This window comes from Nodosilinea nodulosa PCC 7104 (assembly GCF_000309385.1).
GTDB lineage: Bacteria > Cyanobacteriota > Cyanobacteriia > Phormidesmidales > Phormidesmidaceae > Nodosilinea > Nodosilinea nodulosa.
The window spans coordinates 5,360,599-5,378,917 of record NZ_JH976537.1; the positions used below are offsets into that span (position 1 = coordinate 5,360,599).

Consider the following 18,319-nt stretch of genomic DNA (forward strand, 5'->3'; position numbering starts at 1 on the left):
CCTAGCGCCGGTAGCCCTCGGACACTGAAAACTCTGAGCGCCCCGTCTGGGTGCGCAGGTTTTGGCAGCGAATTAGCTCGTTGACGGTCAGCACCTGCCGCCCTTCCAGCGGCGGCACGGCTTCAATGGCGCGAATGAGAGCCGCTGCGGCATCGGCCTGGCTGTAGCCGCGCCGACAGGCTACCTGCACCGCCTTGTCGTCGGCGGCAATGTCGGTTTGGGGGCCGGTGACCCCGCGCCAAATCTGCCATCCGGCCAGGGCGGTGACCCCGGCGGCAGCCACCACCCCTACCGCATCGCCCTGAAATAGCTCGACGACGCCCCCAGCCAGCCCCGCCCCGGCCAGGGCCTGGTACCAGTTGGGCTTGAGCACGTTGGCCAGGGTGACCCAGCACACGGTGCGCAGAAACAGCAGGTCGCGATCGCTGACCGCCAGCCGGTGCCACAGGTCGAGGTTGATAGAGACCGTGTGGGCCTGCTGCCAGGGGCGCGGCAACTCAGCCTTGATCACCTTAAGCTGGCGATCGTTGAGCATTAGCTTGGTTTTCATGCGGGCGGTGGCGGGCATGAGCTCCCGCAGTCGGCCAATCTCTGCGTTGGGGTTAACCACGGTCAAACCATCCCAAAAATCACCCCTAAGCCTACCATTTTCAAGGGCTAGAAAGTGTGGGGTGCCGGGGCAAACCCCAGGCTCAGCGCAGGCCCAGCCAGCTAAAAAAGGTTTGGCCAGTGACCAGCTCTAGCAGCAGCAGCGCCGCAAAGCCCACCATGGCAAACCGCCCGTTGATGCGCTCGGCATAGCGAGTCCAGCCAAAGGCAGGGGCAGGTTCGGCTGGGGTCGTCACGGCTTCAGCATCCAGCGGAGCAGAGGAATCAGGATCTGAGGTCATGGGCAAGTTGAGAATTTTAGAAAACAACGTATGGAAATCTTACTCCCAAAAACTGGCACTTAAATATTAATCCTTGCGGATTTTGAAGCCTTCTTTGAGATAGTCTGTAATGGCTTCAGCGAGCTTTTCATCGACGGTTTTCTTCTTAGGTGCAGGTGGAAACAGCGTCGCATTGGTCCATACGATGAAGACCAAAACGAGAATAATGGTAAGTTCCATAATGACTATTGTGACTAAGTTTCAGGGATCCAATTCGGGCGGCTGCAATTAATAACTGCGGATCGCTGCTCCATACAGCCAGCTACAGAGAAGCAGCCGCAGATTCCGGAAATGAATTGCCCAAACTATATCGAAAGATTCTGAAATGGAACGTCTATTTTGCCTATTTTTTCCCAGCGCCTAAAAGTGATGTAGCAGTGATGTAGCGATGAGTTAGCTCTAGGCGATAGGGCGGGGCAGCCTCAGCCCCAGGTGGGTGTTGGGGTTGTCGGCGGAGCTGAAGGACTCCAGGACCGCGCCCAGGTGGGGAACGAGGCGCGCCACTAGCTGGTAGCGAAACTCCGGTGACAGGGCGGCGGCGGCGGGGGCGATCGCCTCCCCAGCGTTGGCCCCCAGGTGCAAAACAACTTCATCTGCGGCGGGGTCGTCGGCCACGGTGAGGCTAATTTGGGGGCTACCCTGGGCCAGCGCCGCTTCAATGAGCATGACCAGCCCCTGCTCCAGCCAGGTGGCGTCGGTCTGGACAGCCAGACTGGACTCGACTGGCCCCAGACTAAAGCGGCAGTGGCGGTTGATGCACTGCATTTCGATCCGGCGCTGCACGCGGGTCAGCAGGGGTTCTAAAAAGGTGGGCTGGAGCCTGGGTTGAACGGTGCCAATGTCGAGCTTGGAGAGGGCGATTAGCAGATCGAGGTTTTTGAGCACCGTTTGAATGGTCTGGTTGGCCTGGGCAATAAACTCCCGCTCTTCGGCAGGATTTTCGCACAGGTCCTCCAGAATTAGCTGATGCAGGCTAATAATTTGATTGATAGGGGCTCGCAACTCGTGGGAGGCGGTGCCCAGAAAAGCCGCCTGGTGCTGGGCCTGGTGCAGCAGGCGATCGTAGGCCAGCTGTAGGGTGGCCAGATCGGTAAAGTCTTGACCCTGGGGGTAGTCCATAAAAGTGGAGTGATGCGGTAGAGGAGGTACGCCATTGCTAGCCTACGCCCTTAGGAGCAACCGGGCAGTTTTTAGGGATGGGCATTTTGGGTATCGGCCTCGATCGCAGAGCCAGGTAGATGTACCGCGCCCGACCGCAGCAGTTCCCAGCCGCCGCCCTGCCAGCGGACCACGGTGGAGGGCAGCCCCGACCCCTGGGGCTCGCTGGGGGGAATTTTCGTGCCGATCATTTCATAGATCTCGGCCTGCGCCTGGGGAGAGAGGGTAAATACCTGGGGAAAGTGAGCCTCGATCGCCGCCATGGTTTCCAGCGGGGGCTGGCCCGAGCGGTTGGCGCTGGTGGTGGCCAGGGGGCCGGTGTGGGTCAGCAGATGAAGGGCCAGGGGATGGTCGGGCACCCGCAGGCCAACGGTGCCGGTTTGCTGCGGGTTCATGGCCGGGGGCAGGCGATCGCTGGCGGGCAGCACCAGGGTTAGCGCGCCGGGCCAGTGGCGGCGGGCGATCGCCTGCCACTGGGCCAAGTCGGCCTCACTACCCGCCATGTAGGGGCGCAGTGAGGCCAGGCTGGCCCCCATCAAAATCAGGGGCTTGTCGGGACGGCGAGACTTGGCGGTGTAGATGCGATCGCCCGCCTCGGGGCGCGCCGCCAGGGCCGGGACGGTGTCGGTCGGGAAGCTGACTAGCTCGCCAGCACCCACCGCCGCAACCAATTCTGCCAGAGACACGTGGGGCATGGGATGACGTTTGGGGCCTAGGGTGCACTATAGAGCAAATTCTCTCTGGACTGTAACCCGTACCCCCTGCGGGTAGCACCCCCCCTAACCAGCCCCCGCCCGCCGCTTCACAATGGAGACTGTCCGCCAGTGAGCCATGCGTCTCGCTGCCCTACGGCTTGAGCAATCTTCCCATGACCCAAATTCACGATTCCGATCCCAAGACCAGGGATCTCAGCGCTGCCGCCCTCAACAGCAAGGGCTGCGCCCTCTGCGCCCAGAACCAGTTTGACCAGGCCCTGGCGGCCTTTGATCAGGCCCTGGCCCTCGATGGCGCTTTCTGCACCGCCTGGAACAATCGCGCCAATGCCCTCTGCGGCCTCCACCGCCAGGCCGAGGCCCTGGCCTCCTACGATCGCGCCGTAGCGCTCAACCCCCACTACCACCAGGCCTGGTTCAACCGGGGCAAGCTGCTGGCCGACCTGGGGGCCTACGGCAATGCGGTGGAGTCCTACGATCGCGCGATCGCCCTGGTGGCAGACCCGGTCTACCTCCACGCCCGCGCCGATATCTGGGTCAAAAAACAGCTCATCGCTACGGTTTAGCGATCGGTTTAGCGATCGCCCTCCGAGGCCGCAGAATAGAGGTTCTGCGGCCTTTCCCTGAAGCCCTGTGGTTAGCCCCGGGGCACTGCCTCCGGCACCACCGGAGCCTGCACCAGCTGCCAGTCTCCCACCGTGGCAATCACCTCGTAGCCCTCGGCCAGGGGCAGGGCAGCCGCCTGCACCCAGGCGTACCCCAGCGAAGGAATTTGGCTCCAGTTGCCCAGGGGTTTACCCAGGTGCGGGGTGTAGACCGTCAGCAAAACGGGAATGCGATCGCGGCTCGGCTGCACCATGTACACCGGGTTGTGGGCCAGAGCTTCTGCCACCGGCGGCGGTTGCAGGGCCTGCGCCACATCGGCGCCATAGTTGCCAAACAGGCCCGTGGCAAAGGCCGCCATCACCGCCAGCCACGGCCCCAGCAGCCACCCCCACTGCCACAGCCGCTGCTGCGCCTGGCTCACTCGCCCCCAGCGGTTGAGGGCCATCAGCCAGGGCAGCAGCAGCCCCAGCCCGCCCGCCACGCCCAGCCAGCCGTAGGGGCGCAGATCGGCGGCAATCAGCTCGCCGGGGGTAATCAGCAGGGCGGCCCCAGTCGACATCAGCAAAATGCCCCCCACCCCCGCCGCCCAGCTGAGGCCCACCGCCACCCGGTAGCGGCGAGCAGCCCTGGAGCGAAACAGCCGCCCCAGGTGATTTAGCCCCACCGCCGCCAGCAGAGCAACGAAGGGATAGACCAGCAAATCCTCAGAACCCGCGCGCGCGGGTGTCAGGCACAGCAGCCCTACCAGCACGGTCGGGTACCCCAGCCAGAGCGTGCGGCGGCCCAGGCGGCGATCGCGGCCCACCAGCCAGGCCCCCACCAGGGCAAACCCCAGCCACGGAAAGGTCACCAGGGGCAAATGCCCCAGGGAGTAGAAGCCCCCGGCGGTAGCCCCCCAGGACGACTGAAACACCCCTTGGGGAACCGTTGGCCCGTCGACCCGCCCCAGCTGATCGGTGAAGTGAGCCGCAAGCTGACCCAGGGGCAGATCGCCGTAGCGGGCCACGGCCCGGCCCAGCCAGATGGCCGTGGGAACAGCGCCAAAAACCAGGCCGTAGTACAGGCCAATGTTGGTCAGGTGGCGGTGGGTTCTGTGGCCCCAGACCAGGTAGGGCAAGAGCGCCACCAGGGGCAACACCGCGATCGCGCCCCCGACCAAAAAACCAAAGCTCAGGGCCAGACCCGCCACCAGGCCCCAGCCGATGCGCTGGGCGGGCTGATCTTCGCTGTGCAGCAGTGCCCAGACCGCCAGCAAACTCAGGCTCACCAGCAGCGCATCGGGGGTAGCCAGCTTGGCCGCCTGCATCCACAGGGGCATAACCGCAAAAATTCCCGCCCCCCAGAGTCCTACCTGGGGCGAGCCGGTCGGCTGAGTCAACCGCTGGCCCAGCCGCCAGGTCAGCCAGATCGCAGCCCCGGCGGCGACCATGCTGGGCAGCCGCGCCGCCAGCTCGCTACGACCAAACCAGTGGTAGCTCAGGGCGATTAAATAGTGCAGTCCGGGCAGGCGATCGAACTGGGGCGTGCCCCACCAGCCCAGGCCAATCCAATCGTTGTAGGTGAGCATGTCCCAGGCCTGCTGGGCGTAGATGCCCTCCCGGGGGGCCAGCAGGCTTTGCGGGAGGCGGTTGAGCAGCAGCAGCGGAGCCACCCACAGCAGCAGCCACAGCCAGGGCTGCCGCCTCAACCGCCAAAATAGCCGGTAAATGGGCTTGTAGATGTCGTTGGGTACCATGGGCAAAGGCTCCCGCTCCCGGTTTGGGATGTTTGGGGGGTGTCTGGGGGCGATCGCACCGCCTGATTTGCGCCAGCCACCACTGCCCCTGACCACCCCAGGTTGGCCCTATACTAATGGCATTCCCAGAAGTCGGCGAACGGCTTTTACTCCCATTCCGCACAGCCCAATGCTGGAGCTGATCAGGACTTCATCTTTTCACTCCATCTTGTCTATGAGTGCCATGCGTTCCCGTCGTCGTCGTCAGGTCAAGTCCCAGGTTCCCGAGGTCAACCTCGTCCCCATGATGGACGTTCTGATGACGGTGCTGACCTTTTTCATCATTATTTCGATGAGCCTTACCGGGCAGCAGTTGCTAAACGTGCGCCTGCCCCAGTCGGTATCTGAGGGCGGCAAAGTCGCAGAACCCCAGGTGGTGCAGATCGACGCCCTCGTGGTGGGGCTCGACAAAGACGGCAACCTGGTGCTAGACAACGAACCCATTACCTTTAACCAGCTCAGCCAGCGGGTGCGCACCTACTTTGCCCAGCACCCCGACGGCAAGCTAGTGCTAAAGGCCGATCGCGAGCTGACCTACCGCGAAGTCTCCGGTCTGCTCATCGATCTGCGCAGCATTGGCGGCAACCGGGTATCGCTGGCCGTAGAGTGATCGCGCCGCGTCGGGCACAGCGACTAAACCGCAAAGCCGGTCTTTTGCTTTCGCTTGTTTTTTGACTTCTTCTTGGAGGAGTTTTGGCCGACTTCCTGAAGCGCTTCTTGAAACAGGTCGTTTAGATGAATCGGCACGCTGGCAATTTCTGGAAGCTTTGGCTCCAGGGGCTTATCAGCCTGGGCCAAAACATTGTCTAAGTCGGCTACCGTCAGGTCTGAACGGTTGAGAACTCGCCCCAGGGACGCCATCAGTGCGTCCGGGTTTTCTGCCGCAAGACGGTGCCAGACGTAGGCATTTACCGCGTCTTCTTTGAGATATTTCTGAACTATCTGATCCAGCTTTTGCTGATTGTCCCCATCGGTTGCCTCAGCCAGCTGGGTGAGGCGCTGGTAGTCTTTTAAGAACGTCTGCCCCCAGCGGGGATGGACAAACACGGTAACGGCTTCCGCCCGGCGCAGATCGTCGGGCAGGTTAATCGAAGGCATCACCATTTTGAGCGCCTTTTTGCTGCTCAAAAGGCGGTTTACCTGTTTCCCGTCTTCACCGAGGGACTCCATAGAATCGGCCAGCTCTTGCTCAGAAATACCGGCCTGGTCGGCCAGCTCCTGGAGAGACTTCGACCCGTCAATACCGGCTTCTTCCCACTGGCGCTGGGTGGTGACCTCTTGATATTCTTGCAGCTTTTTGTTCAGCTCGTACCCCGACAGGGTGAGCTGATCCTGGCCAAAAAAGTCAACAAAATCGCGATGGAAACGCTCTACCGATGCCCAGGCCTCCTCTAAAAGCTCAGGCGCATCGCCGTAGAGATAGTTGGGAAACCAGTTCTTAAAGTTACCGATCGCAACGGCCAGCTTGGGCTTGCCCAGCTTGCCCAGCAGCATCAGCGGCCCCGAAAAGGTCCAAACCTCAGGGGCAATTGGCAGCAGACGGGTGACAATGATTTCCCCTAGGCTCAGTCGGGCCAACTCTTCCGCCGATTGCAGGCCGCTGGGCTCTACCCAGTAGCGCTTTTCGGTGAGCCAGTTCATCAACTCATAGCGGTCTGTGGCTACTTGAAGGACCACAAACAGGCCGTTAAAGGTTTTTTCCCAGTCTTTGAGCAGAGCGCGATCGCCCTGGGGCAGATCGGGCTGATTTTCTATAAAAATATCCAGTACCGATTGACCAGCTACCAGTCCCTCGGTCAAAAACATATCGATGGCCAGCGCCGAGCGGTTAATTCCCTGCAAGTTGGTGGCTGACCAGTGCTTTAGGCGATCGGCGCTGTAGCTTTCCAATGCTGTGGCCAGAGGGCCATCGGCAGCTAAAACAAAATCGTGCAGCGCCTGCTTTAAATCTTCAGATCGCTTTGACTGATCGCTCACAGAGTACCCCAACAGCACAACAACAGGTCACAAAAAGCAGATTAGGACAACCTTAAAACGGTTGTCCTAAATCATTATAGGCGGGTAGGCTTAGCTGATACATATGGAGCCGCTGCGGCGCAGCCTGCGCCGCGAAACCCCTATTGGTATTTGGGGCTGCTGCCCCAGTACGCTCTATGCTTCAGGTGACCTACGCCTCTCAATTTTGGCCGGTTGCCAGCAGATTCAACTAGACAGTCCGCTTGGTGGCTGCGTAGTAAAGAAACAGGGCTACGATCGCCCCCAGAACAGCAATGACTACGCCGCCAATGCTCAGACTAGTGGCCGCAAATGTCAATGTTCCTGTCGTCAGCAGGGTAAAGAGGCTGCCCCCAACGAATGCGCCGATGACGCCTAAAATCAGGGTGCCCAAGATGCCGCCGCTTTGATGACCGGGATAGATGGCCTTAGCAATTGCACCAGCAACCAAACCCAACACGATCCACGCCAGAATATTCATAAGCTATCTCCAGATGTTCTAACAGGCAACCGAATGCCTTTTTCCTTACAGCCATCAATTTAGCGGAGCAGACCGGGCTAGCGAGACTGCCCAAAGATACAGTTAGCGCTTGTCTAAAGACATACATGCTGGTGGTGACAATGCCCTGATGGCTATCGATCCAGGCGCTCTGCTGCCAGGGAAACGTCGCCCGAAAGCGATTCGCCAGACTGGCGGTGGCCCCAGATAGAGCCCCATTCGGAATTGGCGTGAATCAGTCTGTGGTACACCGATAGCCCTGTAGCACGCTGCGACCTGAGCGTTGCCCTGCCCTGGTTGGCTGACAAAACCCTTGAAACCCTTATGCCGCCGTAGATTTTGCTAGTTTTGGAGGGCGTTTGAAACATGATCTGCTGTAGCTTTAGCCAGCTGCTGATCCCCCCTGCCCCCTTAAAAAGGGGGGTAAACGTCCCCCTTTTTAAGGGGGCTTGCGGGTTCCCGCAGGGTTAGGTGGATTTAGGGGGATCTCCACTTTTGCTGCAAAAAACAGGACCTTTCAAACATTCTCTTAGCAAACCCAACAAAACTGTAACTGGTGTTGGGTTTTGCTTCGCTCAATAGCAACCTGCATCAGGGCTTTTGGCAGTCAATTAGCCTGCATGGTCTTGTGTTTGATGGGGACTTCCTGCCTATCGGCCTGCATCATTCAATTCTTCTAGGTGGCTATACCCGCGTCTAAAATATGCGTGAAGCTACGGGCCTGAGGGCTAGAAGGCTGGGCCTGTTCGCTAGAATGAGCACCGTCATCCTAATGAAAGTTGCTATTAAAAAACATATGACTATTGCTCAACCCGTTCCGAGGGCTACTGCCGACTGTCCTCTGGCCGCTGCCCAAGCGTTTTGTCGGCTAATGCTGCAAATTAGCCTGATTGCGATTCCGGTGTATTTAGGCCTTTTTATGATCGCGATTCCCTTCGATAGCGATGCGGGGGTAAAGCGCGGACTGCTTTTATTTATGCCAGTGGTGATCTTTGTCATCGCCTCTGCTTTGTATTCCATCGGTTTTTTGACGGCTGCTCCTAGCCTGGAGCGAGAAGGCTTTGACGGAGCCGTCAAGTATGGTTCCTCTAGGTTAGGGCACCGCAGCATTCGCCGCAAAACGACGTTTATTTTGCTTGGCTCGATCGCGCTGTCGGTGGGAATTTTCTCCAGTGCGCTAATGCTGATCAAGGCTCATCTTTAAACCCTCGCCAAAGCAGATGGGTGAATGCCCTCAGCCAGCCACCGGGGACAGCCTAGAAAGGGATGGCAAAAAGAGATTAACGATGGGCAAGAGTTATGAAGATACGATCGCAAACGGTAACCAAAAGCACTAAAAAACAGCGGCCAGATTATGATGGAGCGACCCTTACCTGGCGAGCTATGAAATATCCTAAAACGCTTCACCTATCCATTCTTCTAGCGATCGCAGCGGTATTGACCAGCGGCAGCGCCTACGCCGCCGGGCAGAGCAGCTATGGGGCGCTGAGCGGGGCTACCGCCGGGGGCATTAAGAGCCACCAGAGCCAGCAGACGGCGGAGCAGGCGGAGCTGGACGCCTTTTTTAGCAGCAAATATACCTACTGGGATGCGGCTCAGCTGGCCACCTACTGGGGCCAAAATCTTGAAGAGGCCAAGGCCCGCATTGGCCGCAAAATTCGCTGGGGGCCTGCCGATGTCGCCATTCTGGAGCAGTTTTTGCTGGATGCCCGCCTCGAATCGCTGCAATCGGTCAACGACCTGCGCTTTTACGGCGAAAGCAGCTACACCTACGACGATGCGGCGGCTCTGGCCGAGTTTTGGGGTGACCCCACCCCCTACGACGCCAAACTGCGCATCGAGCGCAACCTGATTTTGGGCAATGCCGACCAGGTAGAGACCGCCCTTCAACTGGCCCGACCCTAGCCGCCAGCTATGACCCCAGCGGGCACCATTGGTCTGGAGATTGAGCTGATGGCCCCCAGGGGGTCGAGTCGTCAGGCGCTGGCCGAGGCGATCGCGGTCTGCTGCGGGGGCAGCGCCAGCCGGATTTTTTATCCCCAGTCGGAGCCCAGCCAGATTTTGGGCACGCCCATTTTAGAAAACCTCACCCTGGGGTTTGAAGTTCGAGATGCCCAGCAGCGGGTGGTAGCCCAGTGCGTCGATGACCTGACCCTGCAAGCGGACTGCGATCGCGCCCACGCCCCCCAGCCCGGCTGGTACCGCATTGTCGGCGACGACATTCGGTTCATGCAGATTATCGGTCGGCTGAGCGACGCCAACCTGCCCCTGGCCGAGGTGCTACAGCCCGTGGCCAAGACCCTGGGCTTGACGCTACAGCAGGGGCCAGAGGGCATGGTCAAGCTGGCCGATGAGCTGGGTCCACCCATTGCCATTGCGGCCCTGCTGCCCGGCGAGCGGGAGCGGCCCTGCGAGCTAATTACCGCGCCCCTGACCTACGACCAGCTGCCCCAGGTGGAGGCCTACCTGCGGGTAGCTCGTCAGCTGGGGTTCTACGCGCCCGTGGAGGGGGCCACCCACCTGCATTTTGATGCCGCGCCCCTCTGCTCTGCCCCGGTAATCCGCAATCTGGTCCACCTGTTTTGGGCCTACGGTCCGACTCTGAAATGGCTGTTGGGCAGCAATCCCCACTGTCGGCGGCTGGGCCTTTGGCCCCCCGAACTGCTGGGTCTGGTGCAAGATGCGGACTGGGACCAGCTGCCCTGGGAGCGGGCCTGCGATCGCCTCAAAACCGTTTCGCTGACAAAATACTGCGACTTTAACCTCAAAAACATCGTCTACGCCCCTCGCCACAAGCACACCTTCGAGGTGCGAATTCTGCCGGTGCACCTGGACCTGCCGCCGATCGTGGCGGCGATTGATCTGATGGCTGACCTGCTGGGACGCGCGATCGCCCCCGAGCCAGTGCCCCCCCAGGAGCCTCTGCCAGCGGGCATAGAGGGGCTTGAAGCCTTGCTCCAGGCGCTGCCGTTGTCCGAAGCGCTGCATCAGCTGGCGGCAGACGCAGATGGTTCAGCCGCCAGCCATGGACCGGGCGATTGAGCTACAAAAAGCACTGGGCAAGCCTGGCGAAACTACCCATTTCACTGGTGGCAGACTACCCGTTTAGGCGGGGTCAAGCCGCCCTGACCTCCCGCATTGTAGGACTACCTATCTGCGGGAGTCTGATATGACCGACATGACCGATTCGAGCCGTTCAAACCCAGGGGCCCTAGCCGCCCTGTCCGACGGGCTGGCGGATGCGGTGAGCGCGATCGCGCCTGCGCTGGTGGCCGTTAAGGGGCATCGCCGCTTTACATACAGCGGCCTTCACTGGCAGCCGGGGGTGATTGTGACCGCCGACTACGGCCTGGGGCGATCGAGCCAGCTCGCCCTCACCCTGCCCGATGGCAACGTGGTTGAGGTAGAGGTGTCGGGCCGCGATCGCGCCCTCGACCTGGCGGTCCTTCGCATCGAGCGCACCGACCTGCCCCTGCCCGCCATCAGCGACGGCGCTGCGCTGCGGGTGGGGCAGCTGGTGCTGGCGGTGGGCCAGTCGTGGGAGTACGGGGTGAGTGCCAGCCTGGGCCTGGTGGGCAATCTGGGCGGCCCGTGGCAAACCTCCCAGGGGCGGGCGATCGATCGCCTGATTCGCCCCGACCTCGACCTCTACCCCAACCTGCTGGGCGGGCCGCTGGTGGATACCGCCGGGCGAGTGCTGGGGCTAAACCTGAGCGGGCCGCGCAACCGGGTGGTGACCCTCCCCGCCTCGACTCTAGACCGCATCGTTGCCACCCTGCTGGAGCACGGCAGCCTGAAGCGGGGCTACCTGGGCGTGGGGCTACAGCCGGTGGCCCTGCCCAAAACCCTGGATTTGCCGGGGGATACGGGGCTGCTGGTGATCAGCCTCGACGCCAGCGGGCCAGCGGAGCAGGCGGGCCTGCTGATTGGCGACATTTTGCTGGCGGTGGGGGGGCAGCCGGTGCAGAACCTGGCGGCGGTCTACGGCCATTTGGAGGCCAGCTCCATCGGCCAGGCGGTGCAGCTACACCTGCTGCGGGGCGGCCAGCCGGTGGATTTGACCGTTACCCTCGGAGAGCAGCCCCAGGGAGGAAGCCGATGACTCCCCAGCTCTTAAGCGACGATCTAGCGGCGATCGCCGATTCCCTGCGGCAGTCCACCGCGCTCATCCAGGGGCCTACGGGCTCCAGGGGGTCGGGGGTGGTCTGGGAAGCGTCGGGTCTAATTGTCACCAACGCCCACATGGTCCCCCAGCGCCGGGCCTCGGTTGTTCTGGCCAATGGGCAGCATCTGACCGCCTATCGCGTCGGCTACAGCCAGCGGCTCGATCTGGCCGCCCTCAAGGTGGAGGGGGCAGAGCTGCGGCCCGCTGTCCGGGGCGATGCCAGTGCCCTGCGGGTGGGGCAACTGGTGATGGCGGTGGGCCACCCCCAGGGCAGCGGCGGGGCCACCGCCCTGGGCATCGTGCATGCCAAACCCGCCATTCCTCGCTGGGTGCAGGCGGATATCGCCCTGGCACCGGGCTACTCCGGCGGCCCTCTGGCCACCCTGGCGGGCGAGGTGGTCGGCCTCAACACGCTGATTGCTGATGGCCGCGGCTACGCCATTCCAACTGCCCTGGTCAGCCGATTTTTAGGCGCTCAGCGCGAGCAGCCCTACCTGGGCATTGCGGTACAGCCGTTGGCCGCGATCGCAGTCGGGGGCAGCCCAGCGTGGCAGATAACCCAGGTGGTGCCGGGTAGCCCGGCGGCAACGGCGGGTCTGGTGGCAGGCGATCGCATTCTCGGCCTCAATGGGCGGCTATTTCGCCACCCCGGCGACCTCACCGATTGGCTAGATTGTTTGATACCCGACCAGACTCTGACCCTCCAGGTGGGCCAGGGCGGGCAAACAGTAGTGTGTACCCTCACGGTGGGGCGGCTCCCCACGCAGGAGCAGGCGGCATGAAGCGGGTGCTGGTGATCAGCCCATCGGCCATTACCCAGGCCGGGTTAGCAAGCCTGATCGCCGAAGAGTGCGAGTCTGGCTCCGGTGCCGATGCCAATTGCTGGCAGGTGATCTCCGCTGCGCCCCGGCCTGCATTCAATGGCTGGAACGCTGCCCCCAAGGCCGACTGCGCCCTGATCAGCGGGTCAATGCTGGGGGATGGGGTACCGGATCTGGATATCTTGAATGAAGGTATGCCCCTAGTCGCCCTGCTGGATGACTGGAGCGATGTGGCGCTGCCCGAGCTGTTGCAGACGGGGCGGCTGGGGCTGCTGCCGGGGCAGGCCAGCGGCGCCGAAATTGTGGCGGCCCTGGATGCAGCGGCGGCGGGGCTGGTTGTAATTCACCCAACCATCCTGGACGGTTTGCTGAGCTTCAATACTGCCCTGGGGCGGGGCAGTTCCCCCGAGCAGCCGGAGGGGCTTACCCCGAGGGAGGTGGAGGTGCTGACGATGCTGGCGGAGGGGTTGAGCAACAAGGCGATCGCCCGCCGTCTGCACCTCTCAGAGCACACGATTAAGTATCACACCAGCGCCATCTTCGCGAAGCTGAACGTATCGAGTCGAACCGAAGCGGCGATCGCCGGAGCCAGGGCCGGGCTTATTTTGCTGTAGGCGAAAATGTGGCTGGCTGTGAGGCCCATTGCAACTTTTTACAGTTTGGCGATCGCGTTGGGCAAAGTGCTTTACTGGTAAGCAGCAAGATCTGCCCGGCAAAAGTACTGAAACAGTACTAGATCAAGCCTTCCTCAACGGCCTTCTTCCACCCCTCGATTTGGCAAGAGAGCGATGGGTCCTGACATTATCGAAGCGCTTAAAAATACTCCAATTCCAACCCTTTTGATTTTTGCCGGGCTGTTCTTTATTCTGCTAGCTTTTGTGAGCAAAGTGGGTGGCTTTATTGAGGTGCAGCCCGCCCAACAAAAATGGGCTGCTCCCATCGGTATTGCCCTGCTTGTTTTTGGCCTCATTCTTGCACTCAAGGCACCACCGGAGCCTATCAAGACCGAGCCTACCCCTCCTGAACCCACCAACTCCTCTGCGCCCACGGTGACACCTCAGCCCACAGGCTGTGCTGCCTTCTTTGTTGAGGGAGATATTCTGAATTGGGAAATTACCGGTGAAAACAGCAGGCACGTCAACGGCGGCACCCTGCGCATCGAGGCTGTAGATGCTGCGGCAGGCACATGGCGGGGCGAGCAAATGACTGAGCCTAACGGGTCCAGCGATCGCGTTTTTCTCGACCTTACCGGCAGCTTTCAAGGAAATGAGATGACATTGAACAACCCCAGTCAGCGCGAAACCTGGTCGGGCACCTGCAAAAACGATGAAATGAGAGGCACGCTTAACACCGAGTATAAAACATCTGAAGTGTTCAGATTCGAGATTCAGAAGCGGTAGTTTATAGCAGGCTTCACTCGGGCAGCGTACACTGCGATAATTCACCCTATACCTCCCTTAGAAAGGGGGGCATAGGGTGAAGCTTACAGAGCCAGGAACTGGCAAACCTAGAACTCGTTGTGTGCCTTATTCCATCGAGAACCACTATAGCTAGGTCAAATATAAAGACCACGGAATTTAAAATTTTTGTTTGGACTAAGTTTTACCTTTTACAAAATTCTCGCCACCACAGCCCAGTTGATCCAATTCTAAGGTTTAGTAAACTCGTCCGGAATTGCCTAAACCGAAAGTGAAAGGGCTGTCATGTGCTGACGTTTGGGTTCTGCAATGGCTTCCTTTTGGCCCCGCTCTCTCTGGCTGCGGTTGGGTGTGTTGTTCAGCCTCACCCTTACCCTGGTAGTCACCACCCTCTCCGGTCCGGCCCCCGCCGATGCCGACCTCGATCGCCGGGTAGCCGAGGCGCAAAGCTATATCGAAAGCCAGACCGGCCACCGCTTTACCCACCCGATCGTAGCCACCAACGACGCCAGCTACCAGCGCGACTACATTCGCGTCGGCGCGTCGGGGGAGCACGCCCTGGCCACCAGCCGCGCCGCCGTGCGCGACCCCGCCGACCCCAGCCGCTGGGTCGATATTCGCATTCTCGAAGGCCGCACTGGCATACCCTCCAGCGGCGACTGGGAGGCCTGCCTGATTGTGGTGGCCGACAGCTGGACCGGGCTGGGCGAACCGGCCAAGCACAGCAATATCGCCCACGAGGTTTACCACTGCTACCAGCGCGAGAAAGCCGGGGCGCTGTCGCCTCTGCCCCAGTGGGTGCTGGAGGGCTCGGCCAGCTGGGCTGGGGAGACCTATGCGGGCGGATCCTCCCTGGGGGAAAGCCGCTGGCGGGTCTACCTGACCAGCCATAACCAGCTCGAAGAGCGGAGCTACGACGCCATGGGTGTGTTTGCCCACATGACCCACATCGGCGAGAACGCCTGGAACCTGCTCGATCGCGCCCTCACCCCGCCGCTGCCGCCCCCCGCCGCCGACCCCCAGTGGATCGAGCGGTTTCTGGGACTGATGGGCAACCGCAACGAGTTTTTGCAGACCTGGGCCATGGGCATGGAGCGCAACCCCAGCCAGCGCGACTGGAACACCAGCGGACCAGGCATTACGAGCGATCGCCGGGCTATTGCCACCCTGGCCATTCCCCAGGGTCGGCGGCTCGATCGCACCGTACAGCGGCTCTACAGCCTGACTCTGCCCGAGGGCCAGGTGGTCTCGGTGCAGGCGGTCGACGGTCACGGGGCAATTCGCTGGGGCGACAGCGACACCACCCGCATCAGCGGCAGCTTCAACCAGTGGTACTGCCTGGGCGACACCTGCACCTGCCCCGACGGCCGCCGACCCTCGGGGGTGACCTCAGTGTCATCGCCCAACGCCATCATTGCCCTCACCGGCTACCCCGGCACGGGCGAACTGGGCATCGACCCGGTAGAAAATCCCTGCGAGGAGGAACCCACGCCCGCGCCCGCGCCCAGCGGCCCCAGCGGCGACTGGGGCGGCGAGGGCGATCGCGCCCACGGCACCAGCTACGGCGACCCCCACATCATCACCTACGACGGCTACCGCTACAGCTTTCAAACCATTGGCGAATTTTGGCTGACAGCGGCCACCGACGGCCATTTCCAGGTGCAGGCGCGGCAGGGGCAAATTCCCGGTCGGCCCCTGTCGATGAATACGGCGGTGGCCATGCAGGTCGGTGGCCATCGGCTGGCGATCTACGCCCAGAATGCCCCCGACGGCAGTTCCCCGGTGTGGCTCGACGGCAGCCCCCTCTCCCTGGGTGAGGGGCCAACGGCGCTGCCGGGGGGCGGCACGGCGCTGCGATTGGGGGATCGCTATCAAATTCGCTGGCCTACGGGGGAAACCCTGCAAGTCTCCCAAACCACCATGGGCGGCGCGGACTTTTTAGCCCTATCGCCGGAAGTGCCCCGCCTGGCGGGCGCCTATCAGGGACTCCTGGGCAACGTCAATCGCAGCCCCGACGACGATTTGCAAATTCGCGGTGGCTCAGTTATTCCGACCCAAAACGCCTATGCCCCCGTCGCCCAACTCGTGCAGGGCCTAATTCCGGCCCCCATACCGCTAAATCAGGTGCAGAATGCGTTCTTTGAGCAGCTCTACCGGCAGTTTGGCGACAGCTGGCGCGTCACCGCCGCCGAGTCGCTGTTTGACTACGGCTCCGGCCAGTCGACCGAAACCTTTACCCAGCGAAATTTCCCCAGCCAGTTTCCGACCCTGCTGGGGGTAGCCCCGGCCCAAATTCAGGAGGCCACTCGGCTGTGCCAGAACGCTGGCGTGAACGAGTGGATGCTGGAGGGCTGCGTGTTTGATGTGGCCGCCACCGGGCAGCCCGACTTTGTGCAGAGCGCGGTAAATGCGATCGCCACGACCGCCATCGACCAGGTGCAAGACCGGGTCGAAGACGAAATTCGGCGACGTCTGCCTTTCTCCATCCCCGGGCTACCGTTTTAGCCAAGCCTGTAGCCCCGCCGCCAGAGCGACGGTCCATCCGCGCAGCAGTGGTGCGCTAGTGCAAGCTAAAGCTGCCGAGATTCCAGCACGCCCTCAGCCTGGTTGGCGACCTGTCTGAGGGCATCGAGCATGGCTGCTGGGGCCGTCTGCCACAGGCCGCGCTGATTGGCCTCCAGCAGGCGCTCGGCCATATCCCGCAGCGCCCAGGGGTTGGCCTGTTGGACAAACGCTTGAACCTCTCGATCGAGCACGTAGGCCTGGGCAACGCCTTCGTACATGTGGTCGGCCACGCAGCGGGCGGTGGCGTCGTAGGCAAACAGGTAATCGACGGTGGCGGCCATTTCAAAGGCCCCTTTGTAGCCGTGGCGCATCACGCCTTCGATCCACTTGGGGTTGACCACGCGGGAGCGGTAGACCTTGGCGATCTCGGCGGCCAGCGATCGCACCCTGGGCCTGGCCGTCACCGCATTGTCGCCAAAGTAGGTGGCGGGCTGCTGACCCTGGATGGTTCTGGCCGCCACCGTCATGCCCCCCTGGAACTGGTAGTAGTCGTCAGAATCCAGCAGGTCGTGCTCGCGGTTGTCCTGGTTGTGAAGCACGACTTGCAGATGCCGCAGCCGCTGCTCAAAGGCCTCGGGCATGGCGTGGCCCTGGGCGTTGCGCCCGTAGGCGTAGCCGCTCCAGTTCAGGTAGGCGCGGGCGAGATCTTCATCGGTGGTCCAGTTTTGCGACTCGATTAGCCCCTGGAGCCCCGCCCCGTAGGCCCCCGGCTTGGAGCCAAAGATGCGGTAGCGCGATCGCAGCTCCGCCTGCTCGGTCGTCAACCCCTGCCGCTGCCAGTCGGCGGCTTCCTGGCGCGATCGGGCCGCCAGGGGATTTTGCTCCGGTGGTTCTTCCAGGGCCGCCACCGCCGCCACCGCCTGGTCGAACAGGTCAATCAAATTGGGAAACGCATCCCTAAAAAAGCCCGAAATGCGCAGGGTGACATCGACCCGGGGCCGCCCCAGCGCCGACAGCGGCAGAATCTCAAAATCCACCACCCGCCGCGAGGGGCCGTCCCACACCGGGCGTACCCCCATCAGGGCCAAGGCCTCGGCCAAATCGTCGCCCCCTGTGCGCATGGTTGAGGTGCCCCACACCGACAGGCCCAGGGTCTGCGGGTACTCGCCGTGGTCCTGGGTGTACTGCTCCACCAGCACTTCCGCCGCCCGCCGCCCCACATCCCAGGCGCTTTCGGTGGGGATGGCGCGAATATCCACCGAGAAAAAGTTGCGGCCCGTGGGCAGCACGTCGGGGCGGTTGCGGCTGGGCGCGCCCGCCGGGCCGCTGGGCACGTAGCGTCCGGCGAGGCCCGCCAGCAGGTTGGCGATTTCGTCGGTGGTGCGGGTGAGGGCGGGGAGGAGGGTGTGCTGAATCCAGTGGAGTTCGGTGGCTAGGGGGGAGGGGGAGGGGGGGAGGGGGAGAGGGGGGAGAGGGTTGCAGGAGGGCTTCTACCAGTCGACTGGCTTCGGCTTCTATCAGGGCGATCGCGTCGCCGACAATCCGACAGCTGGCCAAGGCCGTGAAGGGGTCCCCCGGCTCAGCGGTGAGGGGGTCGAGGTCAAGATTCCAGGATTCTGCAATGGCGCGGGTGAGGCCCTGGCGGCCGGGACCGGGGTGGCGGGCGATCGCCACGATCAGATCCCGCAGCTGGCGTCCGGTGGGGCACTGGCCAAAGATGTGCAGGCCGTCGCGAA

The 18,319-nt window shown here is 62.0% G+C and carries 18 protein-coding genes and 1 pseudogene; 10 read left to right on the forward strand and 9 right to left on the reverse strand.

Annotated elements, in window-relative coordinates:
• Nucleotide 1 precedes the first annotated feature (1 nt).
• The 5 genes from LEPTO7104_RS0124810 to LEPTO7104_RS0124830 all read right to left on the reverse strand — a co-directional run bounded on the left by LEPTO7104_RS0124810 (nucleotide 2) and on the right by LEPTO7104_RS0124830 (nucleotide 2,782).
• Nucleotides 2-610, reverse strand: coding sequence for a DUF3318 domain-containing protein (locus tag LEPTO7104_RS0124810; protein WP_225887038.1), 609 nt, complete (start codon nucleotides 608-610; stop codon nucleotides 2-4).
• A gap of 82 nt (nucleotides 611-692) precedes the next feature.
• Nucleotides 693-890: a chlorophyll a/b-binding protein gene (locus tag LEPTO7104_RS0124815; RefSeq protein ID WP_040697493.1), complete on the reverse strand. Its 198-nt coding sequence runs from the start codon at nucleotides 888-890 to the stop codon at nucleotides 693-695.
• Between the two features lie 66 nt (nucleotides 891-956).
• Entirely contained in the window at nucleotides 957-1,109 is a 153-nt protein-coding gene (locus tag LEPTO7104_RS40395; protein ID WP_017301293.1) for a hypothetical protein, read from the reverse strand.
• A 219-nt stretch (nucleotides 1,110-1,328) separates the two neighbouring features.
• Nucleotides 1,329-2,048: a sensor histidine kinase gene (locus LEPTO7104_RS37355; protein WP_017301294.1), complete on the reverse strand. Its 720-nt coding sequence runs from the start codon at nucleotides 2,046-2,048 to the stop codon at nucleotides 1,329-1,331.
• 71 nt (nucleotides 2,049-2,119) lie between these two features.
• Nucleotides 2,120-2,782 (reverse strand): L-threonylcarbamoyladenylate synthase, encoded by a 663-nt coding sequence (locus LEPTO7104_RS0124830; protein WP_017301295.1) that lies wholly within the window; start codon nucleotides 2,780-2,782, stop codon nucleotides 2,120-2,122.
• 173 nt (nucleotides 2,783-2,955) lie between these two features.
• Here LEPTO7104_RS0124830 and LEPTO7104_RS0124835 point away from each other — a divergent pair, with 173 nt between their 5' ends.
• Nucleotides 2,956-3,366, forward strand: a complete 411-nt coding sequence (locus LEPTO7104_RS0124835; protein ID WP_017301296.1) for a tetratricopeptide repeat protein — start codon at nucleotides 2,956-2,958, stop codon at nucleotides 3,364-3,366.
• 71 nt (nucleotides 3,367-3,437) lie between these two features.
• On the opposite strand, the gene LEPTO7104_RS35220 is transcribed toward LEPTO7104_RS0124835, so the two are convergent.
• Nucleotides 3,438-5,141, reverse strand: a complete 1,704-nt coding sequence (locus LEPTO7104_RS35220; protein WP_017301297.1) for an ArnT family glycosyltransferase — start codon at nucleotides 5,139-5,141, stop codon at nucleotides 3,438-3,440.
• A gap of 214 nt (nucleotides 5,142-5,355) precedes the next feature.
• Between LEPTO7104_RS35220 and LEPTO7104_RS0124845 the strand changes: the two genes are divergently transcribed.
• Nucleotides 5,356-5,790 carry an ExbD/TolR family protein gene (locus tag LEPTO7104_RS0124845; protein WP_225887039.1) on the forward strand — a complete coding sequence of 145 codons (435 nt, stop codon included), beginning with the start codon at nucleotides 5,356-5,358 and terminating at the stop codon, nucleotides 5,788-5,790.
• A gap of 23 nt (nucleotides 5,791-5,813) precedes the next feature.
• Here LEPTO7104_RS0124845 and LEPTO7104_RS0124850 read toward each other — a convergent pair whose 3' ends face one another.
• Together LEPTO7104_RS0124850 and LEPTO7104_RS0124855 are read right to left on the reverse strand one after the other, a co-directional pair.
• Nucleotides 5,814-7,157 (reverse strand): hypothetical protein, encoded by a 1,344-nt coding sequence (locus LEPTO7104_RS0124850; protein ID WP_026073058.1) that lies wholly within the window; start codon nucleotides 7,155-7,157, stop codon nucleotides 5,814-5,816.
• 229 nt (nucleotides 7,158-7,386) lie between these two features.
• Nucleotides 7,387-7,656: a GlsB/YeaQ/YmgE family stress response membrane protein gene (locus LEPTO7104_RS0124855; RefSeq protein ID WP_017301300.1), complete on the reverse strand. Its 270-nt coding sequence runs from the start codon at nucleotides 7,654-7,656 to the stop codon at nucleotides 7,387-7,389.
• 814 nt (nucleotides 7,657-8,470) lie between these two features.
• On the opposite strand from LEPTO7104_RS0124855, the gene LEPTO7104_RS0124860 reads away from it, so the two are divergent.
• The 8 genes from LEPTO7104_RS0124860 (at nucleotide 8,471) to LEPTO7104_RS0124895 (ending at nucleotide 16,583) form a co-directional block, all read left to right on the forward strand.
• Entirely contained in the window at nucleotides 8,471-8,878 is a 408-nt protein-coding gene (locus LEPTO7104_RS0124860; RefSeq protein ID WP_155523767.1) for a hypothetical protein, read from the forward strand.
• Between the two features lie 179 nt (nucleotides 8,879-9,057).
• Entirely contained in the window at nucleotides 9,058-9,579 is a 522-nt protein-coding gene (locus tag LEPTO7104_RS0124865; RefSeq protein WP_155523768.1) for a hypothetical protein, read from the forward strand.
• A 9-nt stretch (nucleotides 9,580-9,588) separates the two neighbouring features.
• Nucleotides 9,589-10,716, forward strand: a complete 1,128-nt coding sequence (locus tag LEPTO7104_RS0124870; RefSeq protein WP_017301303.1) for an amidoligase family protein — start codon at nucleotides 9,589-9,591, stop codon at nucleotides 10,714-10,716.
• Nucleotides 10,717-10,843: 127 nt separating this feature from the next.
• Complete coding sequence (locus tag LEPTO7104_RS0124875; RefSeq protein ID WP_017301304.1) at nucleotides 10,844-11,776, forward strand: S1C family serine protease; 933 nt, start codon at nucleotides 10,844-10,846, stop codon at nucleotides 11,774-11,776.
• Nucleotides 11,773-12,621: a S1C family serine protease gene (locus LEPTO7104_RS35225; protein WP_017301305.1), complete on the forward strand. Its 849-nt coding sequence runs from the start codon at nucleotides 11,773-11,775 to the stop codon at nucleotides 12,619-12,621. Before LEPTO7104_RS0124875 ends, LEPTO7104_RS35225 begins: the two co-directional genes overlap by 4 nt.
• Nucleotides 12,618-13,274, forward strand: coding sequence for a helix-turn-helix transcriptional regulator (locus LEPTO7104_RS0124885; RefSeq protein ID WP_017301306.1), 657 nt, complete (start codon nucleotides 12,618-12,620; stop codon nucleotides 13,272-13,274). Before LEPTO7104_RS35225 ends, LEPTO7104_RS0124885 begins: the two co-directional genes overlap by 4 nt.
• Nucleotides 13,275-13,448: 174 nt before the next feature.
• Nucleotides 13,449-14,060 (forward strand): hypothetical protein, encoded by a 612-nt coding sequence (locus LEPTO7104_RS0124890; protein WP_017301307.1) that lies wholly within the window; start codon nucleotides 13,449-13,451, stop codon nucleotides 14,058-14,060.
• 327 nt (nucleotides 14,061-14,387) lie between these two features.
• Nucleotides 14,388-16,583, forward strand: coding sequence for a VWD domain-containing protein (locus tag LEPTO7104_RS0124895; RefSeq protein ID WP_017301308.1), 2,196 nt, complete (start codon nucleotides 14,388-14,390; stop codon nucleotides 16,581-16,583).
• Between the two features lie 65 nt (nucleotides 16,584-16,648).
• Here the strand turns inward: LEPTO7104_RS0124895 and LEPTO7104_RS41285 are convergent.
• Nucleotides 16,649-18,319, reverse strand: a pseudogene (locus tag LEPTO7104_RS41285) (cobaltochelatase subunit CobN); the annotation flags it as partial.

Bases quoted from the DNA above. Each gene is read 5' to 3' on its own strand.
- LEPTO7104_RS0124815 (WP_040697493.1), bottom strand. From the start codon at position 890: ATGACCTCAGATCCTGATTCCTCTGCTCCGCTGGATGCTGAAGCCGTG.
- LEPTO7104_RS40395 (WP_017301293.1), bottom strand. From the start codon at position 1,109: ATGGAACTTACCATTATTCTCGTTTTGGTCTTCATCGTATGGACCAAT.
- LEPTO7104_RS37355 (WP_017301294.1), bottom strand. From the start codon at position 2,048: ATGGACTACCCCCAGGGTCAAGACTTTACCGATCTGGCCACCCTACAG.
- LEPTO7104_RS0124830 (WP_017301295.1), bottom strand. From the start codon at position 2,782: ATGCCCCACGTGTCTCTGGCAGAATTGGTTGCGGCGGTGGGTGCTGGC.
- LEPTO7104_RS0124835 (WP_017301296.1), top strand. From the start codon at position 2,956: ATGACCCAAATTCACGATTCCGATCCCAAGACCAGGGATCTCAGCGCT.
- LEPTO7104_RS35220 (WP_017301297.1), bottom strand. From the start codon at position 5,141: ATGGTACCCAACGACATCTACAAGCCCATTTACCGGCTATTTTGGCGG.
- LEPTO7104_RS0124845 (WP_225887039.1), top strand. From the start codon at position 5,356: ATGAGTGCCATGCGTTCCCGTCGTCGTCGTCAGGTCAAGTCCCAGGTT.
- LEPTO7104_RS0124855 (WP_017301300.1), bottom strand. From the start codon at position 7,656: ATGAATATTCTGGCGTGGATCGTGTTGGGTTTGGTTGCTGGTGCAATT.
- LEPTO7104_RS0124860 (WP_155523767.1), top strand. From the start codon at position 8,471: ATGACTATTGCTCAACCCGTTCCGAGGGCTACTGCCGACTGTCCTCTG.
- LEPTO7104_RS0124865 (WP_155523768.1), top strand. From the start codon at position 9,058: ATGAAATATCCTAAAACGCTTCACCTATCCATTCTTCTAGCGATCGCA.
- LEPTO7104_RS0124870 (WP_017301303.1), top strand. From the start codon at position 9,589: ATGACCCCAGCGGGCACCATTGGTCTGGAGATTGAGCTGATGGCCCCC.
- LEPTO7104_RS0124875 (WP_017301304.1), top strand. From the start codon at position 10,844: ATGACCGACATGACCGATTCGAGCCGTTCAAACCCAGGGGCCCTAGCC.
- LEPTO7104_RS35225 (WP_017301305.1), top strand. From the start codon at position 11,773: ATGACTCCCCAGCTCTTAAGCGACGATCTAGCGGCGATCGCCGATTCC.
- LEPTO7104_RS0124885 (WP_017301306.1), top strand. From the start codon at position 12,618: ATGAAGCGGGTGCTGGTGATCAGCCCATCGGCCATTACCCAGGCCGGG.
- LEPTO7104_RS0124890 (WP_017301307.1), top strand. From the start codon at position 13,449: ATGGGTCCTGACATTATCGAAGCGCTTAAAAATACTCCAATTCCAACC.
- LEPTO7104_RS0124895 (WP_017301308.1), top strand. From the start codon at position 14,388: ATGGCTTCCTTTTGGCCCCGCTCTCTCTGGCTGCGGTTGGGTGTGTTG.